Below are 20618 nucleotides of genomic sequence, written 5' to 3'. Positions count from 1 at the left end.
CCCCGATGCATTAAACAATCGGGCCTGAAGGCCCTCCTACAGGCCCCTCCTACAGGCCCCTCCTTACGGGCGGGCGTAGGTGCCGATCAGCTCCGCCTCGGCCAGCATGTGGTCTTCCATGGCCTCGGCGAGCTCCTCGCTGGTGGGGCCGCCCAGGTTGCCCAGTTCCTTGTCCAGCGCGTAGAGCTTGAAGAAGTAGCGGTGCCGACCGATGGGCGGGCAGGGGCCGCCGTAGCCCGTGCGCTCCCAGTTGTTCGTGCCGTGGCGGGTACCGTCCGGCAGACCGTCCGGCGCCACGTCCTCCGGCAGTCCCTTCGCATCCGTCGGGAGGTCGTACAGCACCCAGTGCACCCAGGTCATCTTCGGTGCGTCCGGGTCGGGGGCGTCCGGATCGTCGACGATCAGCACCAGGCTCTTCGCGTCCTCCGGCACGCCGGACCAGCGGAGTTCCGGGGAGATGTCCCGTCCGTCGCAGGTGTAGACAGAGGGGATCTCGCCATTGTGCTCGAAGGCGGGGGATTCGATGATCATGTCCATGGCTCGGCCTCCTGCATTCCGCGAATAATCCACTTAGTCAGTCATTTAGTTAACTGCCCCCTTAATCAAGAGACCGTGGGCGGCCCCTTCCACCAGTTCTCCGTCGTGTACAACGAATCGGCCGCCGACAATCACATGGCCGATGCCGCGGGAGGGCCTGAGCGGTGTCCGATAGCTGGCCGCCGCTGCGACGGCCGTCGGATCGAACACGGTGATATCCGCATCGGCACCCGCCTGCAGCCGACCCTTGCGGGCAAATGCGGGCGCCACGCTCGCGAGTCGCTGTGCAGGCAACAGTGTCATCTTCCGCAGCGTCTCGGCGAGAGGCAGTCGACCCTCACCGTCGCCGGCATAATCGCCGAGCACCTTCGCGAACGTACCGATGCCACGGGGATGGACCCGTTCCTCTGGTGCCGTGACCGGCATTGCGTCACTCGCAATCATCACGCCCGGTGCGGTGATGGCCTCGCGGGTCCATTCCTCGCGGCCGTAATGGTGGATGACCGTCCCGCCCGGGTACTTCTCCCGGTACTCGTTCCACATCTTCTCGTCGAATCGCTCGCCGGTCTCGGCCCACTCGACGTCCTCATAGGAGATACCGAAGATGGACTGCCAGTCGCGGCTGAAGACAGCCGCGGAGATAGACGTGGAACCCGCGTTCCATGGGTAGGCTTCGGTTGTGACGTCGACCCCGGCCGCCCGTGCCTCGTCGATCATCGCCAGGAAACCGTCCACGTTGCTCATCGCATTCGCGTTGAGATGGCAGACGTGGAGACCTGTGCCGTGACGGCGCGCTAGCTCGATCATCTCGGCCAGGCCCGCGGTGTCTCCCGGCAGCCCCCGGCGCAGATGCACGAACACCGGCGCTCGATACTCGGCCGCCACAGCGAACACGATGTCCAGCTCTTCCGGGCCGACAGCTGCCCGCAGGTAATCGAACAACAAGCCGATGCCGAGGCCGCCGTCTGCGAGCCCCCGCTCGAGATGATCGCGCAACGCGGCGAGCTCCCGGGGCGTCAGCGGCTCGGTGAACGTGGGCCGCGCCGCCACGAAGTCGATGCCCGACAGGAGATGGGGTTTCTCGATGCTCTGTTTCACGAGCAGCCGGGCCGCCAGGTGGCTTACCGAAGCGCCGTAATTGATGAACGGCCGCCCGTCCACGAATGCCTCCAGTGCGCCCACCGGATAGGCGCCGGCCTCGAGCTCCAGCGCCGTGGTCACGCCGTCCAGGGCCTGGTAGCGCTGACCGAGCGGCGTCGGCGTATGGCTGTGCAGATCGATGAAACCCGGCGCCACCACGTGGCCGGTGGCGTCTATCGTCTCGTCGCCGCGCAGGGGTGTCTCGGACACGGCGGCAATACGCCCGTCACGGATGCCGACGTCGCGCACCGCATCCAGCCCCGTCTCCGGATCGATGACCCGGCCACCGTGCAGCACGAGGTCGTAGCGATCGACGATCGGTGCCCCCGGCGGCCGCTCTCCACAGGCGCCGAGAAGCATCGTCGCCGCGGCAAGGGCTATCAGTGGTCTTGCTGCGTGTTTCATAAAGCTATTCCCGTCCCTATTCCGGACGTTCGTTGAAAATATCCAGGTCCAGCTCACCTTCGCCCTGCGCCACCAGTACCGACACCGCCGCATCGCCGGTGACATTCACCGTGGTGCGCGCCATGTCGAGGATGCGGTCTATGCCGGCCACCAGGGCGATGCCTTCCAGCGGCAGGCCCACCGACGTGAGTACGATGGAGAGCACCATCAGGCCGGCGGCCGGGATGGCGGCGGTGCCGATGGAGGCCAGCACGGCGGCGACGAGGATGGTGCCGTACTGCAGCGGCGTCAGGTCGATGCCGTAGGCCTGGGCGATGAATACCGCAGTGACGGCCTGGTAGATGGCCGTGCCGTCCATGTTGATGGTGGCGCCGATCGGCAGCACGAAACCCGACACTTCTTCGGATACGCCGAGATTGTGCCGCGCGCAGCTGATGGTCACCGGCAGGGTGCCGGCGGCCGTGGTGGTGCTGAAGGCGACGATCTGCGCTTCGAGCACGCCGCGGAAGAACTGCAGCGGACTGACTCCGCCGACGAACGCGAGCAGTCCGCCCAGCGTGACGACCGCATGAATAAGGCAGCCGGCATAGACGCCCGCGATCAGTTTGCCCAGCGGAAGCAGCACGTCGATGCCGTAGCGACCCGTGGTCACTGCGATGAGTGCGAAGACGCCGATGGGCGCCACGGCGATTATCATTTCCGTCAGCTTGAAAATGACGGCGGCCAGCGCGTCCACGAGCCGGGTCACCGGCGTGCCTTTCTCGCCGACGGCCGCGAGCGCGATGCCGAACAGCAGTGAGAAAACGATGACCTGCAGGTTGTCCCCGGAAGAGAACGCCGCGAAGGCGTTCTCCGGGATGAGAGCCACCAGCGAATCCGCCATCGAGGGCGTCTCCGCCGCCGCCGTTGCTGCGGGCGGCATGAGCCCCATGCCGGCGCCCGGCTGCAGCCAGACGGCGATGGCGAGTCCCACCGGGATGGCGGCCGCGGTGGTCACGAGATACCAACCGACGGTGCGCCCGCCGATGCGACCCATCCGGCCCAGGTCGCCGATGGAGCTGATGCCGCCGACCAGCGAAACGAAGATGAGCGGTACCACCAGCATCTTGATGGCGGCGATGAACGCCTGACCCACGGGATCCAGCCAGAGGATGCGCTCGCCGAAGACGGCCCCGGTGAGTGCACCGGCAACGAGGCCGATCAGTACCCGCGTCCAGATGGGCACGCCGGTGCGGCCGGCCGTCTCCGTTTCTGCCTCGTCTTTGCCCATCGCGCCCGGTTACCCCGCGGTGCCGGGATCAGTCCGCCCGGTAGTCGTCGAGGCCCAGTATATGCCGATAGCCGGGCAACGCCTGACTGCCGCCGGTATGCAGGAAGACGATGTTCTCGTCGTCGGCCAGTTCCCCCCGCCGGACCAGGTCGATCAGTCCGGCCATGCCCTTCGCGGAGTACACGGGGTCCAGCAGGATGCCTTCCCGGCGCGCCGTGAGGCGCAGGGCCTCGAGCGTGTCCTCGGCGGGGATGCCGTAGCCCTCTCCCACGTAGTCGCAGTTCACCTGCACGTCGTCGGCGCCTACCGCGCCGGGGCAGCCGATGTGCTCCGCCGTTGCCTCGGCGAGCCGCAGCACGCTCGCGTGCTGCTTCGGCGCCGGCGCGCGCACGCCGATGCCGAGTACCGGGATGCCGCTGCCGCTGGCGCACAGGCCCGTCACCAGCCCGGCCTGGGTGCCCGCGCTGCCCGTCGCGTGCACCACCCGGTCGATGCGCAGCCTGCGGTCGTTGGCCTGAGTGAGGAGTTCCAGCGCTGCGTTGACGTAACCGAGCGCGCCGACAGGGTTGGAGCCGCCGCCGGGGATGACGTAGGGTCGCCGGCCGTCGGCCGCCAGTGAACCGGACAGCTCCGCCATGGCCGCATCCATGTCCGTGCCGCCGGGATGCAGGGTCACCGAGGCGCCCATGAGCTGCTCCAGCAACACGTTGCCGTTGTAATTGTAGTCGGCGTCCGCGCTGCCGGTGCGGTCCTCCAGCAGGATGTGGCATGCCATACCGAGCCGCGCCGCGGCCGCGGCGGTCTGCCGGGTATGGTTCGACTGAGTGGCGCCCTGGGTCACGATGGTATCGGCGCCTTTGCGTTCGGCGTCCGCCATCAGGAACTCGAGCTTGCGGGTCTTGTTGCCGCCCCCCGCCAGGCCGGTGCAGTCGTCTCGCTTGATCCACAGCCGCGGGCCGCCGAGCAGGCGGGTCAGCTCGTCCATCGGTTCCAGCGGTGTGGGCAGATGCGCGAACCGCAGCCGCGGAAAACGGGAAAGATGCATGTCGTGGCGCCCCCTGCCTTCGAATCGCAGGGGGCCAATACTAGGAATCCCGCCGGCGGCGGGCTAATGCCAATTACGGTGCGACCGATAGCATTCCTGCATGGTCGCTTTCCATGTATTCCCAGATGGAGCGCAACACCTTCTTCTGGTTGGCCCTGTTCATGATCAGCACCACCTGCATGGGTACCGCCGGCAGGTGGGGCACCCGGACCAGGCGGCCATCCTCGAGATCGCGACGGACCAGGCTCGCCGGCAGCCAGGCGAGGCCGGTGCCTTCCAGCGCGAGTGCCCGCGCGCTCTCGGACAACGCCGTCTCGAACACCAGATCGAACTCCACGCCGCTCTCCATCGAGGCCGGGATGCAGTCCGTTTGTACCAGGCGCCCGAAGAAGGACTCGGTGGGAAAGCCCACCAGCGGGTAGCGCGCTCCGCCCGCCGCGGCGAGGGCGGGTGCCGCCACCGGGATCAACTGCTCGGTGCCCAGCTGAAGACGGGCCAGGTCGCTGCGCTCGAGCTCCGGATAGACGTCCGGCGAGAAATAGCACAGCAGCAGATCGCTCTGGCCGGACAGGAACTGATCCAGGCAGTCGTGCAGGTTGTGCGCTTTCACGCGGATGCTGTTGTCGCCAAGCAGAGGCCGGATCTCGCCGAACCAGCGCGGGCAGAACGTGACGCTCAGCGAGTGCTGGGTGGAGACCACGAGACGGTCGCCCGCAGCGTCGCGTGCCCGCATCTCGCTGCGCAGCCGATAGGTGCGGGCAACGAGATCGCGGATGGAGTCGGTGTAGTCTTCGCCGAGCCGGGTCAGCCGAGTGGGGTAGGCGTTGCGGTCGATCAGTTCGACGCCGAGCCAGTTCTCCAGCGCGCGTATGCGGCGGCTGAACGCCGGCTGCGAGACGAAACGCGCCTCGGCGGCCTTGGTGAAGCTACCGTGCTCGACCAGCGCCAGGAAGTCTTCCAGCCACTTCAGGTCCAAGGATGCGCGCCCCTGTTCATGCAGTAATGTTACCGGTCGCTGCGCAAACGGTATTGGCCGTCGGCGAAGTCCCGTCATTATCATCCATCGCTCACACCGGCACAAAGACGGGGGGTCTTCAGATGGGTGTCAAATTCTCACGGGCCTGCGGCATTACCGCAGCGCTGGCGGCATTCGTGGCTTCTGTTCCTGTTGCGGCCCAGCAGGCCGACGGCCCGACCATCGAGGAGATCGTGGTCACCGCCCAGAAGCGCGAGCAGAGCCTGCAGGACGTGCCGATCGCCATCACCGCCTTCGGCGAGGGCGACCTGGAGCGGCTCAATGCCTACCGGCTTTCCGATCTGCAGTACTCGACGCCGAACCTGACCATCAGCCCGCAAAACCGCTCCAACCTCCGCGTCGGCTTGCGCGGCGTCTCCGACTTCTCCCGTAACCCGGGCTACGACAACCGGGTCAGCGTGTACGTGGACGGCGTCTACGTCGGCCGCTCGGCCGCCTCCAACCAGGCCGCGCTGGACATCGAGCGGGTGGAGGTGCTGCGGGGCCCCCAGGGCACGCTTTTCGGCAAGAACACGGTCGCCGGCGCCATCAGCCTCACCACCAGCAAGCCCGAGGGCGAGTTCGCGAGTTTCGTGGAGCTGGAGGCCGGCAACGACAGCCTTTACGCCGTCACCGGCATGCTCAACGGGGTGCTGGTGGAGGACAAGCTGTTCGCCAAGGCGGTGATCAACACCACCCAGCGCGACGGCTACGTCACCAACCTCTTCAACGGCGAGGACCTGAACGGGCTGGACGACACCGGCGGCCGCCTGCAGCTGCGCTGGCTGGGCGAGGCGACCGAGGTGAACTTCGCCATCGAGGGCATGAAGAGCGATGCGCTCTTCCACGGCCGCGAGGCGGTGCCGGACCCGGCCGCGCCCGCCATCTACGAGGTCAACTTCGACGTGGCGTCGCTGCAGGAGATCGATCTCTTCGGCGCCAGCGTCACCGTCGACCACGAGTTCGCGAACGGCTATACCCTCACTTCCATCAGCGGCTACCGCGACACGGAGTTCCAGAACCAGGCCGACGAGGACTACGCGCCACTCGACATCTCCTCCAGCGCCATCGGTGAGCAGAGCGATCACTTCTCCCAGGAGTTCCGGCTGGCCTCGCCGGCGGACGAGCGTTACGACTACGTGGTGGGCCTGTACTACTTCGACCAGACCAACGACTCCACCACCTCGGCCCGGGGCGGCGCGCTGTTCCCGGTGCCGAACAGCGCGGTGACCGTGCCCGCCACCGTGGATGTGAATTCCTGGGCGGTGTTCTTCCACGGCAACTACCAGCTCACCGACAAGCTGCAGCTTACCGGCGGCCTGCGCTACACCTACGAGGAGAAGGAGGTCGACTTCACCATCACCGACACCACCGGCCTCTTCACCAACGGCAGCTTCCAGGACGACCGTGACGCCGACGATCTGTCGCCGAAGATCGGTCTGAACTACTTCCTGAACGACGAAGTCATGCTCTACGGCTCGTACTCGAAGGGTTTCAAGAGCGGCGGATGGAACGTGGATTTCCTGAGTACGTTCGAACAGATCGCCTTCGACGACGAGGAGGTGGACAGCTACGAGGCCGGCGTGAAGTCGACCCTCGCCGACGGCCGGCTGCGCCTGAACGCGGCCGTCTACCGCATGGAGTACACCGACTTCCAGGTTTTCCAGTTCGTGCCGCTGTCCACCGGCGGCACGATCCTCACACTCACCAATGCGGGTGAGGTGACATCGCAGGGCCTGGAGCTGGACGCCAACTGGGCCCTGAGCGACGCGTTCACCCTGTGGGCGAATTACGGCTACACGGATGCAGAATTCGACAGCTTCAAGGACGGCGGCGGTCCCGGAGTGGACTACGACGGCAACAAGCTGCCGGACGCGCCGGAGACCACCTACGGCCTCGGCATCGAGGGCCGCTTCCCGGTGGGCACCGGCGGCGAGCTTGTGGCGCAGCTGGATTACAGCTATCGGGACGACTTCTTCACCAACCCGAACAACGAGCCGGTGAACGAAGTGGACTCGTATACGCTCTGGAACGGCCGCGTCGGCTACGAGTCTCTGGACGGCACCTGGTCGGTGTACGCCTGGGGCCGCAACCTGGCCGACAGCGACGACGAGATCTACAAGAGCGTGGCCTTTCTCGGCATCAACCGCGCCGTCTACCAGGAGCCCCGCATGTACGGCGTCACCTTCCGCTACAACTTCGGCGAAGAATAATGTAGGAGGGCCTTCAGGCCCGATTGGACAATCAATCGGGGATAAATCCCCTCCTACAGTTCTGCGTAGGGCATCCGGAAGGTATCGCCGTCCTCGATGCGGCCGCTCGCGTAACCCCGGTCGAACCAGCGCATGCGCTGCTCGGAGGTGCCGTGGGTGAAGGCGTGGGGCGTCACGCGGCCGCGGGTGCGTTGCTGGATGGCGTCGTCGCCGATGCGATTCGCGGCACGCATGGCCTCGTCGATGTCGCCGCGGTCCAGATAGCGCTGGTTGTGCCGTGCCCACACGCCGGCCAGAAAATCGGCCTGCAGCTCGAGCCGCACCGACCACTGGTTGTAATCCGGCTGGCCGCGGCGGCGGGCCACCTGCTGCGAGATGCCGAGCAGATTCTGCACGTGATGCCCGACCTCGTGTGCGATGACGTAGGCCTGGGCGAAGTCGCCCGGCGCGTCGAACTGGCCGGCGAGGTCGTCATAGAAGCCCAGGTCGATGTAGATCTTCCGGTCGGCAGGACAGTAGAACGGCCCCATGCGCGCGTCGCCGACGCCGCAGGCGGTGGGATGGCGGTCGCGGTAGATGACGAGCCGCGGCGGCTGGTAGGTGCGGCCGATGCGCTGGAATTCCCGGGTCCAGATGTCCTCGGTCATCGCGAGCGTGACGTTGACGAAGTCGAACAGCTCTTCCTCTTCCGGCGAGGCCTGGTAGGCCACCTCCTGCATCTGCCCGCCGCCCGTGCCCGTGAGCATGGCCGGATCGATCAGACCCGCCTGCCAGGCGATGACACCGGCGACGGCGACGACGATCAGCCCCTTCAGCCCGAAGGTACGCAGAACCAGGTTGACGATCGTCCCCAGCCCGCCGATGCCGCGGCCGCCCGCCATCCGCCGCCCGCGGGCGTCGGTGACGTTGGTGCTGCGCCGGTAGCCTTTCCACTTCATGAAGGCGAGTTTATCCCGCCAGCACGAATTGTAGGAGGGCCTTCAGGCCCGACCAGCAAAAAGCCCCGGAATCCACGGGATCCCGGGGCTTCAGACTCAGCCGCCCTTTCCTCTGGACGACCTCGCGTGCCGCTGCGGTGGCCCGTGCCGACGATCGTCCTCGTCGGCGTCGCCGCGTTCGTGCGAACGCTGCCAGCGATCCGGCCGCCCTCTATGTGGCGGTCCGTCGAATCCCCCGGGATGCCTGCGGCGCATCTCCGGTGGCAGCCCGACGTCCGGCTTGTCGAAGTCGCATACGCCATCGGGGAAGATACGCTTCAGAGCCTGCACCTCCTCCGGTGACGGGTCCCACACGCCGTAGAGCCCCTTGTCGATGGCTGTCTCCACCGGCTGCAGCTCGCACTTGAAGATGCTGCCCTTGAACGGGCCGCCGGCGACGATGCGGGAGGTGGAGTAGGGTGGAAAACGCTCCGTGCATACGCCATTCGGTTTCTCGTTGAGGATGCCGTCCCAGACGTTATCGCCTGCGGCAATCGGTTCGCCCTCCGTGTCGAAGCAGGTATCTACCGCGACCGCGGGTTTGTTCCCGGCGACACCGAGGTGCGGGTACTTGCGTAAATTCTCCATCCACTGGTCGATTACCTCGAACGCCTGGGGCGTCTGATCGAAGTAATAATCATCATCTACCGCCGGGTCGATCTCGGTGAACCAGATCACCTGATTATCGGCATTCCCCTGACCGTCGATCATGCGCTGACGCGCGGCGAAGGACTGATGCGAGTTGTGCATGTCCAGCACGGGCTCGAGGTAATGACGCCAGTCGATGGTCGGGATCTTCATATCGCCCATGAATACCAGGCCCGCGTCGTAGGCGGCATTCATGGCCACGATGTTGCCTTCCGTACGGTGCGCGGGGCTGGACGGATCCGGACTGAAGACCTGATTGCGATAGCTCCAGGGGTCGTAGTCATCCGGGTCGTAGGAGCCTGGGAAGGGGTAGAAGGGCGTTCCCTCCTGGACCATCTCAGGCTCGTTTTTCCAGCCGCCGATGAACGAGTTCAGCCGCAGGAACTCCGCGGGCGAGATCTTGCCGTTAGCAACGGCCTGCAGACCATATTGGACGCCCACATTGTCCCAGAAATTCCGTGCATATCCGTCGTCGTCCATGCCGTAGATATTCACCAGGTCGCCGAAGTGGGTCCACTGAACCGAGAGTAGATCGGTAATCGGGTGGATGCGCTCCATGTCCTCGACCGCACCGTAGTTCGGATTCAGTACCAGCGGCGATAAGCCCCGCCAGCCGTTGATGCACTCCGTATTGCCAGGTAAGCCGGCCCTGTAGTCGTTCGGAAATGTGTTGCTGGCGTTGAGTCCTTCCAGCAGCGTCCGGTTCGACCAGATTTCCCAGATCTCTTCGGGAGAGGCCGTATCCATGTAAAACTCGAGCAGTTCGCAGTCGCCCACATGCACGGCCTGCGTCACCATGTCGGGATACGAGTAGACGGGAATGGCTGCGTCGATCAGTCCCTTGTGGTTCTGGCCATAGACGTATTGTTGGATGCCGCCGCCTGAGGCGCCGATGCCCACTGTATAGACCGGCGTATCGTATAGCTCAACAAACCGCTCTTTCACCATCAGCGCTGTCTCACCCCCGAGCACCAGGTTGTAGTGGGTACCGGTCTTGGTGCCTGTCGAGTAGGCGATGGCATAGCCCTTCGACAGACCCGTGTCGAACAGCATGCGGCTGCCGCTAGGGTCACCCTGGCCATAGCCGATGGCAACACCACCCTGGAAGTGATAAATCAGCTTGCCATTCCAGGAAGACGTATCCAGGCCTTCAGGCTGTTCGCTGAACGGCGTCAGCATGGCGATGCTGTAGATGAAGCGGTTGATCGTGCCCCGTTCCCAGCGCACGAAGTAATCGACGTACTTGCCGTCCATCGTGGTGGTCATTGCCATGTCGGCCGGGCGCGGATCGCCGGGCCTGTAGGGCTTGAAGTTGCCGTCGGTCGACTTGTAGACGTAGACCACCAGGGTGTCCGCACTGCAGTCCTTGCTGTAGCCGCCGATGTTGCCCTCGTCGTCGAAGACGGTGAAACCCTCTTCCTGGTTATCGACGATCGGCTCGCCGAGGCCATGGCGTTGCACCGAGCAGACGAAAGGCTCCTGGTGGGGTCCGGAGAACACCGGGCCGGTGATGGGGTGATTCACGAGGGTGACCGACACCTGTTCGGAACGCCCGCGGCGTTTGCCGGTTGGCTCCGCCATTACCGTGTTCTCACCCAGAGCGAGGCCATCGATCACGCCTGACAGGATCCGCGAACCAGGCAATCGCGCAAACCGGTCACTCTGGTCGTCCCCGTTGACCAGGATCTGGACATCGTCTGGATCAGCCCGCTTCGGAACCCTGATATGCAGACGGGCGTCGCCGCCCGTTACCTGATCAGGCGCGCTGGAGACAACCTCGATCGAAAGGTGAGGCCAGTTCGCATTTGCATCGGGCCTGTTCGGCGCCGACAAGAGACTCTGTGTCGGTACGAAAACTACCGACGCCAGCAACGCAAGTGACGCGCACACGACGCGACGATATCGCTTATCGCTCTTCATTGGTTCCCCCTCAAAGTGCACCGGCGCGAACGCCGATTTTCTTGTGCAAGTTGTCATCTGAAGTTGGCAAAAGCCGATGTCCAGGTCAAGACAAAAGTCTGCATTACGTCAAATTCCGGGGATTCGGCATTCCGTCACAACTGAAGTCCTCCGAATGTGGGAGGTTATATGGTCCGTACTTGTACTATCGGGCAGGAATATGATCGCGCGCGTGCTACTGATGTTGATCCTCACCGCCACCCTGGCCGCCTGCGGCCCCGGCGCCGACCGTACCCTGCAGGTTTCGGCCGAGCGCCTGGCGGAGATCCGCGCGACACCCTACATCGGCGGCAACGGCCCCGGCGGCTTCGCCACCGCCCGGCTGTCCGGTATCGACGGCAATACCTGGCCCGCGGGCATCCACTTCACGGGTCACGGACCCTACCTGCACGAGATGGGTTTCGCGCCGGACATGATGATCACGGAGATAGACGGCGTCGGCGTGGACGAGATCTTCGCCGAGCGCTGGCGCGGCCTGCGGCTGCGAGACCCTTCCGCCTTCGACCACATGCATTACAAGGACCTGATCGAGTACCTGTTCCTCGAGCAGCCGCGCGATGCCGTCACCCTGACGGTGGACCTGGATGTCTCCACCTACGACATGGACGCCGGCGAATACCGGCCCCGCACGGAGACCTGGCGCATCGAATTCGAGAGGTAGGAGGGCCTTCAGGCCCGATTGCTTCTTGCGGAATCGGGGCTGAAGCCCCTCCTACCAGCCCCTCCTGCCAGCCCCTCCTACATGCCTCGCGCTTCCTTGATGAGGTCGTAGGCGGCGTTGATCTCCCGCGAGCGCTCCTCGGCCACCGCGCGCATGCTCTCCGGCAGGCCGCGGGCGGCGAGTTTGTCGGGGTGGTTCTCGCTGATGAGCTTGCGGTAGGCACGCTTTACCTCGGCATCGCCGGCATCCTTCGATATCCCCAGCGCCGCATAGGCATCCTCCAGCCGCTTGCCGGCGGGCGGCCCGCCGGGTGCGCCCGAAGGCCCCGCCGACGCGGTGCGCAGCAGGGCCTCGAGCTGTGCGACGGCGCCTTCGCCGACGCCCAGCCGCCGCGCCACCCGCACCAGCATGTCGTGCTCGGCCGGGTCCACCTTGCCGTCGGCCGCCACGGCCATCACCTGCAGCTGCAGGAACAGCTGGATCAGCGGCCCCTGGCGCCGGCTCAGCTGCGCGAAGGCGTCCACCGCCGCGTCCAGGTCGAAGTCCGGCTGCTTGCCCCGGTTGAAGGCGGCCTTGGCATCCCGGCGCTGGTCGGCGCCCAACTGCAGCATGTCGAAGATGCGCTCGGCGGCGTTGATCTCCTCGCGGGTGACCACGCCGTCGGTCTTGCACAGCGCACCCATCACCGAAAACGTGGAGTCGAGCAGCTGCGACTGCACCACATTCAGCTGGCCGATCAGCCAGCGCTGGACGCCTCGCCCGACCAGCCAGCCGACGGCGGCGCCGATGAGCAGCCCCTTCAGGCCCCCGAAGAGCCCGCCGAGCAGAGTGCCGATGATGACGAACAACATGGCGGCAGTTTATCAATGTAGGAGGGGATTTATCCCCGATCCCGGGCCCGGTTTGATCGGGTCCGGTTAATCGGACGAGGGCTCGGACCAGAGAGCGCGCCAGAGATCGGAACAGGGATCGGGCCAGGGATCGGGCCTGAAGGCCCTCCTACAGCGGGGTTATCGGCGCTGCGCTTCGTCTGCGAACATGAAGCTTACCAGCGCATACCGTTCGCCGCGGGTGACGGGCGTGACCCGGTGGGCGTGGCTGCAGGAGAAGACAATGGCGCCGCCGGCCGGCGGCGAGTATTCCCGGGTGCGGCTGTACTCGGGAAACCGCAGCGCCCCGCCCCGGTAGTGCCCGGCATTGAGGTTCAGTGTGAGTGCAAACCGCCGATGTGCCGTTGCGGGTGCGGTGTTGTCCCGATGCGCGGCGAAGTGGCCGGCGCCGTCGGCGGCGTAGCACACGAGCTTCGGCCGCTCGAAGCGTGTCGCCCGATAATGGAAGGCCTTCGACACCTCAGGCAGTACCCGGCGCGCGATGCAGGCGGTCACTTCCTGCTCGAGTTCCGAATCGTCGATGGTGGCGTCGCGCCGGGATTTGCGCGCGGAATCGGTCCGCAAAGACGCTCCGTCGTCACCGGGCATCGGGGATTCGAGCGGGTTCCATTCCGCGAAGCGGTCACAGAGTTCCGCGCAAAGCGCTTCCGGAAGAACCCGCGGCACGATCAGAACCGGTGCCGCCATCCCGGCGTCTTCGTCCTCGGCAAGTTGCCCGCTGGCCTCGGCGACCATCGCGCGCATCTCGGGCGCCGGCGACTCCCCCACCAGTTCTTCCGCGGTGACCACGCAACCGTCGAGCAGTCGCAGATTCGCATCGGTGGCCGCGCAGACGCCTTCGTTCTCGCTCAGCACGCCGCCGAACAGACGAGCACGGAGGCGGGCGCCGGAGTCGATCAGTACGATGTGATCGGCAGATCCGTTGGCGGTGCTGCCGCTGTCGCAGACGACGATGCTCGGCCAGTTCCACGCCTCGGCGAGTTCGCGGACCGCGGCCGCGAAGGCCGTCCGCGTTGCGGCATCCCAGCCCGTGGCGCAGGCGCCGATCAGCAGTGGGCCTCCGGTGGCGTACTCGTAGAACAGCAGCGTCCGCCCGTCGGCGCTCGGCAGCGAGAAGTCGGGAACCCGGTCGCCGCGCAGCAGCAAATCCCCGGACCGGTTGCCGGCCTCGTTCATGGTTCCGCTGCCCGGAAAGGGAAGAGGGCGCCCCGGGGCGCCCTCTTCGTGCCGCGATCCGATTCCATGGCTACTCGCCGACGCGGCGCCAGCCGAACCGTCCGTTCCTGACCGCGATCAGGGAAGGTCGCGGCTGCTTCACCGGTCCGCCGTCCCGCGAGCTGTCCGGCCAGTAGCTGGACGGGTTCTCGAGGGTCGGCTCGCCGGCGGCAGCGAAGGTCGCGCCGGGATGCTGGATGTTGATGAACATCGTGCGGTTGTCCGGCGTGAACTCCGCGCCGCAGACCTCGCAGTCCACGGGACCGGAGAGGAATTGCCGCAGCTTGCCGCGGTTCGGCCCCTCCGTCGGCACCGCGAAACCGCCGTTGTTGGTGCCGCGCGGCTGGGAGCCGTCGGTGACGATCCAGAGATTACCCTCGTTGTCGAAGCCCACGTTGTCGGGCGAGCCGATGGGGGCCACCTGGGAGGGATCGTCGAAGCCGGCGTAGTACACGTCGTTCTCGCCCGGTGCGGTATTGGTGGCCGGGTCGATGACCAGGTTGTCGAGGTCCGTGAAGTAGGTTCCCACAGTGGTCTGCGGATCGCCGGCCAGCAGGAAGATTTCCCACGTGAAGCGCTCGGCCGCGTTGTCGTCGTTCTCTTCGGTGATCTCGAGGATGTGACCGAAGCGGTTCGGACCGCGAGGGTTCGATGCGTCCGGGAAGGTATTGACGTCCCGGCCCTGGAAGCCGCGGGAGGCGTCCGCATCGCTGTTCTGCCGGCGGGTGTTGTTGGTCAGCGCGCAGTAGACCTTGCCGGTTTTCGGGTTGGCCTCGAAGTCCTCCGGGCGGTCCATCGGCGTCGCGCCGAGCAGGTCCGCCGCCTTGCGTGCCTTTATCAGCACCTCGGCCTGGCTCGCGAAGCCGTTGCCCTCGTGCAGGGGCCCGTTGCCATACACGAGCGGCAGCCACTCACCGGTGCCGTCGTCGTTCACCCGCGCGGCGTACAGCGTGCCCTCATCGAGAAGATCCATGGCCTTGTGGCGCGGCGCGCGGGGGTCGTAGCGGTCCCTGCTGACGAACTTGAACATGTACTCCATGCGCGCGTCGTCGCCCGAGTAAACGACGCAGCGATTGTCCTTCGAGAGGATCGTCGTGGCGCACTCGTGTTTGAAGCGTCCGAGGGCGGTACGCTTCTTCGCCTTCAGTTTCGGATTGTAGGGGTCGAGTTCGACTATGTAGCCGAAGCGCAGCGCCTCCTTCGGCTCCACGTCCACGTCGAAGCGGGTCTCCACGTACTCCCAGCCCCGGTTGGACTGGCCGCCGGGCAGCGGCAGCCGGGCATGAGCGTCGAGGACGTTCAGCTCCTCGGGCGTTGTGGCGCGCGCCGCGAACGCGTCGAAGTTGCCGAAGTACTGGTCGACGTTCTCCTCGGCACTGAGGTAGGTGCCCCAGGGTGTAGCGCCGCCGGCGCAGTTGTTCAGCGTGCCCTTGACCTTGCGGCCGGTCGGATCCGCCGAGGTCCTGAGCAGCGGATGACCGGCGGCCGGCCCGGTGATCTCGATCTCGGTCTCTCCGGTAATGCGGCGGTTGTAGCGCGAACCCTTGCGGTACTTCCAGCGCCCGCCGTAGCGGCCGACCTGCACCACCGAGATCCCGTGTGCCGCGAGTTCCACGCTGACCACTTCCGGGTTGTCGGTCACGTACTGCCGGATGCGCTCCGCGGTCTCTTCAGGCCTCTCCGGACGGTTCTCGTTCGAGTCGGGGTCCAGTACCTGCTGGCCGAACAGCGGCCAGCCGGGGTACTTCATCTCGGGCTGCGTGTACTCGTGATTGCAGCAGACGAAGCCGCGGCTGGATATGGGCGTGCCCGGTACGAGCGGGAAGAACTCGACGGCATCGCAGTTGTAGCCGAACTGATTCGCCTGGGCGGCGCCGGCGCCGGGCTTCAGGAGCTCGCCGTGCGGGATGGCATCGGTGTTCAGGTCGGGCGTGTGGCGGTCGAGGCTGTCGCCCCAGCGGATGATGACGTCCTGCATGTAGCCCGGCGGCAGCAGCACGGCGTCGCGGGTACTGCCGTCGATGGGTGTGAAGGTGAGTGTGTCCCTGGTGTCCGCGAAGCGCTTGCGCCACCAGCCCCAGCCGAAGGCCTCGGCATCTTTCGGCGCGAGGGCGGCGCCGCCGACGGCCACGCCGGCCGCGACCGTCGCCGAGCCCTTCAGGAAGTCGCGGCGGGCCAGGCGGCGCTGGAAGATCTTCTCGTAGGGTTCACCGGCCGTGGGACGCCGGACCAGGGACACATCCGGCTGGTCGACCATGTCGCTGTAGTCGTCGTCCCGGGTCGAGGCCGGTACGGGGGGGTTCTCGCTCGTTGTCATTCTCTCTCTCCTGGAGTGCTGCATTCCGAGGCGTAAAGGGAGGGCGGCAGGCACGGGCCGCCGGCAAGCCATTACCGAAAATACGGAGCAATTCTTGAAGATCGATGAAGAATGCGTGACCGCCAGGTCACCGGAGTGCGACGGACTGGTTACGGGCGTCGGCGGACGAGCCGAGAGTCAGTCGGAAGCGGTCCGTGTCAGCTCGTCGCGCAGGGCTGTCTCGCTGGCTTCGGCCTGATCCAGCCGCCGGAGCGCGTCCTGCAATTCGGCGAACGGCTCCTCGATCATGGCGGCTGCGTCGGCCGCCAGCGCGTCCGCGTCTTCACCCTGCTCGAGCCGGAACTCGAGCTGCTCTTCGGCGGCTTCCAGCGCCGACTGGGCTCGCACCACTGCGGCCTCGGCGAGTTCCCGCTCGGTTGTCGCCGCTTCGAGGGCGAGTTGCAGATCGGCCAGGGACGGGCGGGGAGGCAGGGCCGGCGAGGTCGCCACTTCCGACTCCACGGCGGACGGAATGTCAGACGCGTCCGGCGCCGCAGGAGGTGAGGGCGCCGGGCGCCCTGCCTCGTCCCCATCCTGCATCAGGACCACTGACGCGATCAGCAGACCCCCGAGCAGTGCCGCCAGCATGATTCCACGTCTTGCCATGCCGTGAAGCGTACCCCGAACAAATGATGTCTTCGTGAAATCCGCTAGAATGCCCGCGGAGGAGAAGAACATGAACAAGCTCTGCGCACTGGCTATGCTGCTCGTCCTCGCCGCGTCCACCGCTGCCGCCCAGGACATCGACGGCGTGACCGAGCACCCGATGATCTCCCGCTATCCCGGCCAGGAGATCCGCTGGCAGCAGATCGAGAACTACATGCCCTACCGGGTGCCGGTCGGCCCCGTCACCGGTTACCGCGCCATCGGTGAATGGATCGACACGGAGGGTCGCGTCACGCGCACGTTCTACCGGCTGCAGGGTGAGGGGCGCTCTTTCTCCGAGGTGTACAGGAACTACCTGGATTCGCTGACGGCGCAGGACTTCGAGATCCTGGCGCAAGGCATCTCCGAGGATCGCAAGGGCGTGGCGGCGGGCAGCCGCCAGTGGATGGAGGTGCTCTACCGTGAGAACCCGCCCGGCAAGCCCGGCGAGGTGAACACGATGTTCGCGGGCAGCGCCTCGGCGGGGGGCGCCGGTTCCATCGTGGCACGGAAGGAGCGGGCGGCCGGCACCGTCTACGCCGTCATCAGCGTCGAGCAGCATGCCGCGGACTACGTAGGCACGCTCATCGACATCGTGGAAGTGCAGGCCGCCGAGACCGGGCTGGTCGCCGTGGACCCGGAAGCCATCGGCGCCGATATCGACGAATACGGCAGGGTCGTCCTCGACGGCATCTTCTTCGATCACGACAAGGCGACGCTGAAGCCGGAGTCTGCGGAAGCGCTGACCGTCATCGCGACCTACCTGGCCGACAACCCGGACAAGTCCTTCTATGTCGTCGGCCACACGGATTCGGTGGGTACCTTCGCCTACAACAGCAAGCTCTCTACAGACCGGGCCCGCGCGGTGGTGGATGCGCTGCGCCTGGAACACGGTGTCGATCCCGCCCGCATCGAGCCGCACGGGGTAGGGCCACTGGTGCCGGCATTCGCCAATGCCACCGACGCGGGCCGCGAACGCAATCGCCGCGTAGAGCTGGTCCAGCGCTGACCAGAAGATGTAGGAGGGCCTTCAGGCCCGATTACTTCAGGCCCGAATGGACATCGCCTTCCACACCCCTGCCGCCCCCGTCGACAGTCATGTCGAGACGCTCTTCCACTACCGCGACTGGCAGCCCGACCACTCCATCGAACGTGTGGTGCCCAGCGGCCACGTGTTCCTGATCTTCGAACTCGACGGCATCGAGCGCCACACCTACGACAACGACACCCTGCGGCCGACGGCCGGTTTCCGCGGCGGCTGGGTGTCCGGCATGCTGCGCCACTACATCTCCATCTCCGCACACCCGGATTCGGAGATGCTCGTCATCCAGTTCCGGCCGGCCGGGGCGCGGCCATTCCTGCACGTATCGCTGGATGCATTCAGCGAGCGGGTGGTGCCCGGTGACGAGGTGCTCGACGGCGAACTGCCCGCACTCCGCGACCGCCTGGCCGCAGCGGAATCCCGGGAGGCGAAGTTCACGGTGGCGGAGGCATGGCTGCACGAGCGCTACCGGCAAGACCTGACAGCGCCCGCGGCGATACACGAGGTGGTCGAACGCCTCGCCGCGGAACCCGGCGAGCGTTACGCGGATGCTATCGCCGACTACCCCGGCAGCCGCAAGCACCTCATCAGCGAGTTCCGTCGCTACCTCGGTGTGACGCCGAAGTACTACCAGCGCATACTGCGCTTCAACGACGTGCTGCGCGTCATCCAGACCGAAGGCCCGGTGGCCTGGAGCGCCGTCGCTCATCACTGCGGCTACGCGGACCAGTCCCACTTCATCCGGGACTTTCGCCACTTCAGCGGCTTCAACCCGACCGACTTCCTCCGCCAGGGCTTCGACGCCCAGACCAATTTCTTCCCCCTCGACCGCCGAGGTTAATTTTTTACAATCCGCAGACGGCCGCTTCGCCTACGCTACGACCGACTGTAGGAGGGCCTTCAGGCCCGATTCCAACAGTAGGAGAGCCTTCAGGCCCGATTCCAAGAGCAGGGGGAGAAAAAAATGGACCCAGCACCCGCCATCAACTGGCTGGCCGTCTTCGCAGCCGCCGCTTCGGCCTTCATCATCGGCGGCCTCTGGTACGGCCCGCTGTTCGGCAAGGCGTGGATGAACGCCAACGGCTACTCCGAGGAAGACCTGGCAAAGCGAAGCATGCCACTCGTCTTCGGCGTCTCCTTCCTGCTGATGCTGGCGGCCGCCGTCAACCTGGCGATGTTCATCGGCCCCGAGGCCACGATGGCCTTCGCCACCATGGCGGGGCTCGCCGCCGGCCTCGGCTGGGTGGCTACGTTCCTTGGCGTCATCTACCTGTTCGAGAAGCGACCGGCCGCGCTGTGGCTGGTCAACGGCGGCTACTGCGTGGTGGCACTGACGGTGATGGGCGCTATCCTGGGCGCCATGTAGGAGGGCCTTCAGGCCCGATTGGATAATGAATCGGGGCTAAAGCCCCTCCTACCAGCCCCTCCTACCAGCCCCTCCTACATTGTTAAGATCATCGCATGCGTTTCCTCCACACCTCCGACTGGCAGCTCGGCATGACCCGGGCCTTCCTCACGCCCGAGGCCTCCGCCCGCTTCAGCCAGGCGCGCATCGACGCCATCGCCACGCTCGGCCGTCTCGCCGCCGAACACCAGGCGAAGTTCATCGTCGTGGCCGGCGACGTGTTCGAGTCCAGCCAGATCTCCCGGGAGACGCTGGTGCGCACGCTGGAGGCGCTGAAGCAGTTGCCCGTGCCGGTATTCCTGCTGCCGGGCAACCACGACCCGCTGGACGGCGCCTCCATCTTCTCGACGAAGGAGTTCCGCGACGCGCCGGAGCACATCATCGTCATCCGCGATCAGACGCCGATCCCGGTGCCCGGCGCGGAAGGCGTCGAGGTGGTCGGCGCGCCCTGGCGCACCAGACACCCGAACGCGGACCTCTGCGCCGAGCTCGCCGCGGCCCTGGACCCGGCGCCGGCTGGCGTCACCCGCATCGCCGTCTGCCATGGCCAGACCGATAACCTCTCGCCGGATCTCTCCCAGCCCGCAATCATCGGTCTCGCGCGCGCCGAGACCGCCCTCCGCGAGGGCCGCTTCCACTACCTTGCCCTCGGCGACCGCCACTCGGTGACGCCCGTGGGCGAGACCGGCCGGGTGTGGTACTCCGGCGCGCCGGTGGCCACCGACTTCGTGGAGGAGGACCCGAACCAGGCGCTGCTCGTCGACGCGGATGCCGGGCGCTGCGAGGTCACGCCGCTGGCCGTCGGCGACTGGCACTTCGTGGCCGAGCACTTCACCGTCGACGACGCCGACGACGTGGAACGCTTCGGCGCCTGGCTCGACGACCTGCCGGGCAAGGAACGCACGGCGGTGAAGGTGGGGTTCACCGGCAGCGTGAACCTGGCCACCGCCGGCGCGCTGGACGAGGTCATGGAGACGCGGCGGGAACTCTTCGCCAGCCTCAGGCTGCGCGAGCGCACCACCGACCTCGCCGTGGTCCCCGACGAGCTGGACCAGGACTCCGTCTCGCTGGCCGGCTACGCGAAAGCCACGTGGGACGAACTGCTGGCGCAGTCGAAAGAGGGCGACGAGACGGCGGGAGACGCGCTGCGCCTTCTCTACCGCCTCTCGAGAACGTCGTAGGAGGGCCTTCAGTA

Annotated in this window: 17 protein-coding genes; 6 read left to right on the top strand and 11 right to left on the bottom strand. The window is 66.2% G+C overall.

The genetic code is table 11. The features are described 5' to 3' along the window. Nucleotides 1-63: 63 nt before the first annotated feature. The 5 genes from ACJMKX_RS14645 to ACJMKX_RS14625 form a co-directional block, all read right to left on the bottom strand. Complete coding sequence (locus tag ACJMKX_RS14645) at nt 64-537, bottom strand: YbhB/YbcL family Raf kinase inhibitor-like protein (protein ID WP_405226996.1); 474 nt, start codon at nt 535-537, stop codon at nt 64-66. 45 nt (nt 538-582) lie between these two features. Next, on the bottom strand, nt 583-2082 hold the full coding sequence (locus ACJMKX_RS14640) for an amidohydrolase family protein (protein WP_405226993.1): 1500 nt from the start codon (nt 2080-2082) through the stop codon (nt 583-585). A 16-nt stretch (nt 2083-2098) separates the two neighbouring features. Then, nucleotides 2099-3352 (bottom strand): dicarboxylate/amino acid:cation symporter, encoded by a 1254-nt coding sequence (locus tag ACJMKX_RS14635; RefSeq protein WP_405226990.1) that lies wholly within the window; start codon nt 3350-3352, stop codon nt 2099-2101. Nucleotides 3353-3380: 28 nt separating this feature from the next. Then, the gene (locus tag ACJMKX_RS14630; RefSeq protein WP_405226987.1) at nt 3381-4397 is read right to left on the bottom strand and encodes a D-cysteate sulfo-lyase; all 1017 of its coding nucleotides are present in this window, start codon (nt 4395-4397) and stop codon (nt 3381-3383) included. A 73-nt stretch (nt 4398-4470) separates the two neighbouring features. Next, nucleotides 4471-5373, bottom strand: a complete 903-nt coding sequence (locus tag ACJMKX_RS14625; protein WP_405226984.1) for a LysR family transcriptional regulator — start codon at nt 5371-5373, stop codon at nt 4471-4473. Nucleotides 5374-5495: 122 nt separating this feature from the next. On the opposite strand from ACJMKX_RS14625, the gene ACJMKX_RS14620 reads away from it, so the two are divergent. After that, nucleotides 5496-7625 (top strand): TonB-dependent receptor, encoded by a 2130-nt coding sequence (locus ACJMKX_RS14620; protein WP_405226981.1) that lies wholly within the window; start codon nt 5496-5498, stop codon nt 7623-7625. 53 nt (nt 7626-7678) lie between these two features. Here ACJMKX_RS14620 and ypfJ read toward each other — a convergent pair whose 3' ends face one another. Both ypfJ and ACJMKX_RS14610 read right to left on the bottom strand, forming a co-directional pair. Further along, nucleotides 7679-8563, bottom strand: a complete 885-nt coding sequence (ypfJ, locus tag ACJMKX_RS14615) for a KPN_02809 family neutral zinc metallopeptidase (protein WP_405226978.1) — start codon at nt 8561-8563, stop codon at nt 7679-7681. A gap of 96 nt (nt 8564-8659) precedes the next feature. Continuing rightward, on the bottom strand, nt 8660-11170 hold the full coding sequence (locus ACJMKX_RS14610) for a DUF6351 family protein (RefSeq protein WP_405226975.1): 2511 nt from the start codon (nt 11168-11170) through the stop codon (nt 8660-8662). Nucleotides 11171-11390: 220 nt separating this feature from the next. On the opposite strand from ACJMKX_RS14610, the gene ACJMKX_RS14605 reads away from it, so the two are divergent. After that, nucleotides 11391-11870 (top strand): hypothetical protein, encoded by a 480-nt coding sequence (locus tag ACJMKX_RS14605; protein WP_405226972.1) that lies wholly within the window; start codon nt 11391-11393, stop codon nt 11868-11870. 77 nt (nt 11871-11947) lie between these two features. Here the strand turns inward: ACJMKX_RS14605 and djlA are convergent, their stop codons facing one another. The 4 genes from djlA to ACJMKX_RS14585 form a co-directional block, all read right to left on the bottom strand. Then, nucleotides 11948-12721: a co-chaperone DjlA gene (gene djlA / locus ACJMKX_RS14600; RefSeq protein ID WP_405226969.1), complete on the bottom strand. Its 774-nt coding sequence runs from the start codon at nt 12719-12721 to the stop codon at nt 11948-11950. A gap of 159 nt (nt 12722-12880) precedes the next feature. Beyond that, the gene (locus ACJMKX_RS14595; RefSeq protein ID WP_405226966.1) at nt 12881-13936 is read right to left on the bottom strand and encodes a 2OG-Fe(II) oxygenase family protein; all 1056 of its coding nucleotides are present in this window, start codon (nt 13934-13936) and stop codon (nt 12881-12883) included. Between the two features lie 70 nt (nt 13937-14006). Further along, nucleotides 14007-16292: a PhoX family protein gene (locus ACJMKX_RS14590; protein ID WP_405226963.1), complete on the bottom strand. Its 2286-nt coding sequence runs from the start codon at nt 16290-16292 to the stop codon at nt 14007-14009. Between the two features lie 177 nt (nt 16293-16469). Next, the gene (locus ACJMKX_RS14585) at nt 16470-16937 is read right to left on the bottom strand and encodes a hypothetical protein (protein ID WP_405226960.1); all 468 of its coding nucleotides are present in this window, start codon (nt 16935-16937) and stop codon (nt 16470-16472) included. A 34-nt stretch (nt 16938-16971) separates the two neighbouring features. Here ACJMKX_RS14585 and ACJMKX_RS14580 point away from each other — a divergent pair, with 34 nt between their 5' ends. From ACJMKX_RS14580 to ACJMKX_RS14565, 4 genes are all read left to right on the top strand, one after another. After that, nucleotides 16972-17985, top strand: a complete 1014-nt coding sequence (locus ACJMKX_RS14580) for an OmpA family protein (protein WP_405226957.1) — start codon at nt 16972-16974, stop codon at nt 17983-17985. A gap of 46 nt (nt 17986-18031) precedes the next feature. Next, nucleotides 18032-18859 carry a helix-turn-helix domain-containing protein gene (locus ACJMKX_RS14575; protein ID WP_405226954.1) on the top strand — a complete coding sequence of 276 codons (828 nt, stop codon included), beginning with the start codon at nt 18032-18034 and terminating at the stop codon, nt 18857-18859. A 123-nt stretch (nt 18860-18982) separates the two neighbouring features. Then, complete coding sequence (locus ACJMKX_RS14570) at nt 18983-19384, top strand: DUF1761 domain-containing protein (RefSeq protein ID WP_405226951.1); 402 nt, start codon at nt 18983-18985, stop codon at nt 19382-19384. Nucleotides 19385-19479: 95 nt separating this feature from the next. Then, a complete protein-coding gene (locus tag ACJMKX_RS14565; protein ID WP_405226949.1) occupies nt 19480-20604 on the top strand; it encodes a metallophosphoesterase family protein in 1125 nt (374 codons plus the stop codon). The last annotated feature ends 14 nt before the right edge of the window (nt 20605-20618 follow it).

The organism is Lentisalinibacter sediminis (assembly GCF_040706615.1).
Lineage (GTDB): Bacteria > Pseudomonadota > Gammaproteobacteria > Steroidobacterales > Woeseiaceae > Lentisalinibacter > Lentisalinibacter sediminis.
The sequence above is the reverse complement of the archived record's forward strand: the minus strand, read 5'-3'. Positions and strand labels throughout refer to the sequence as shown.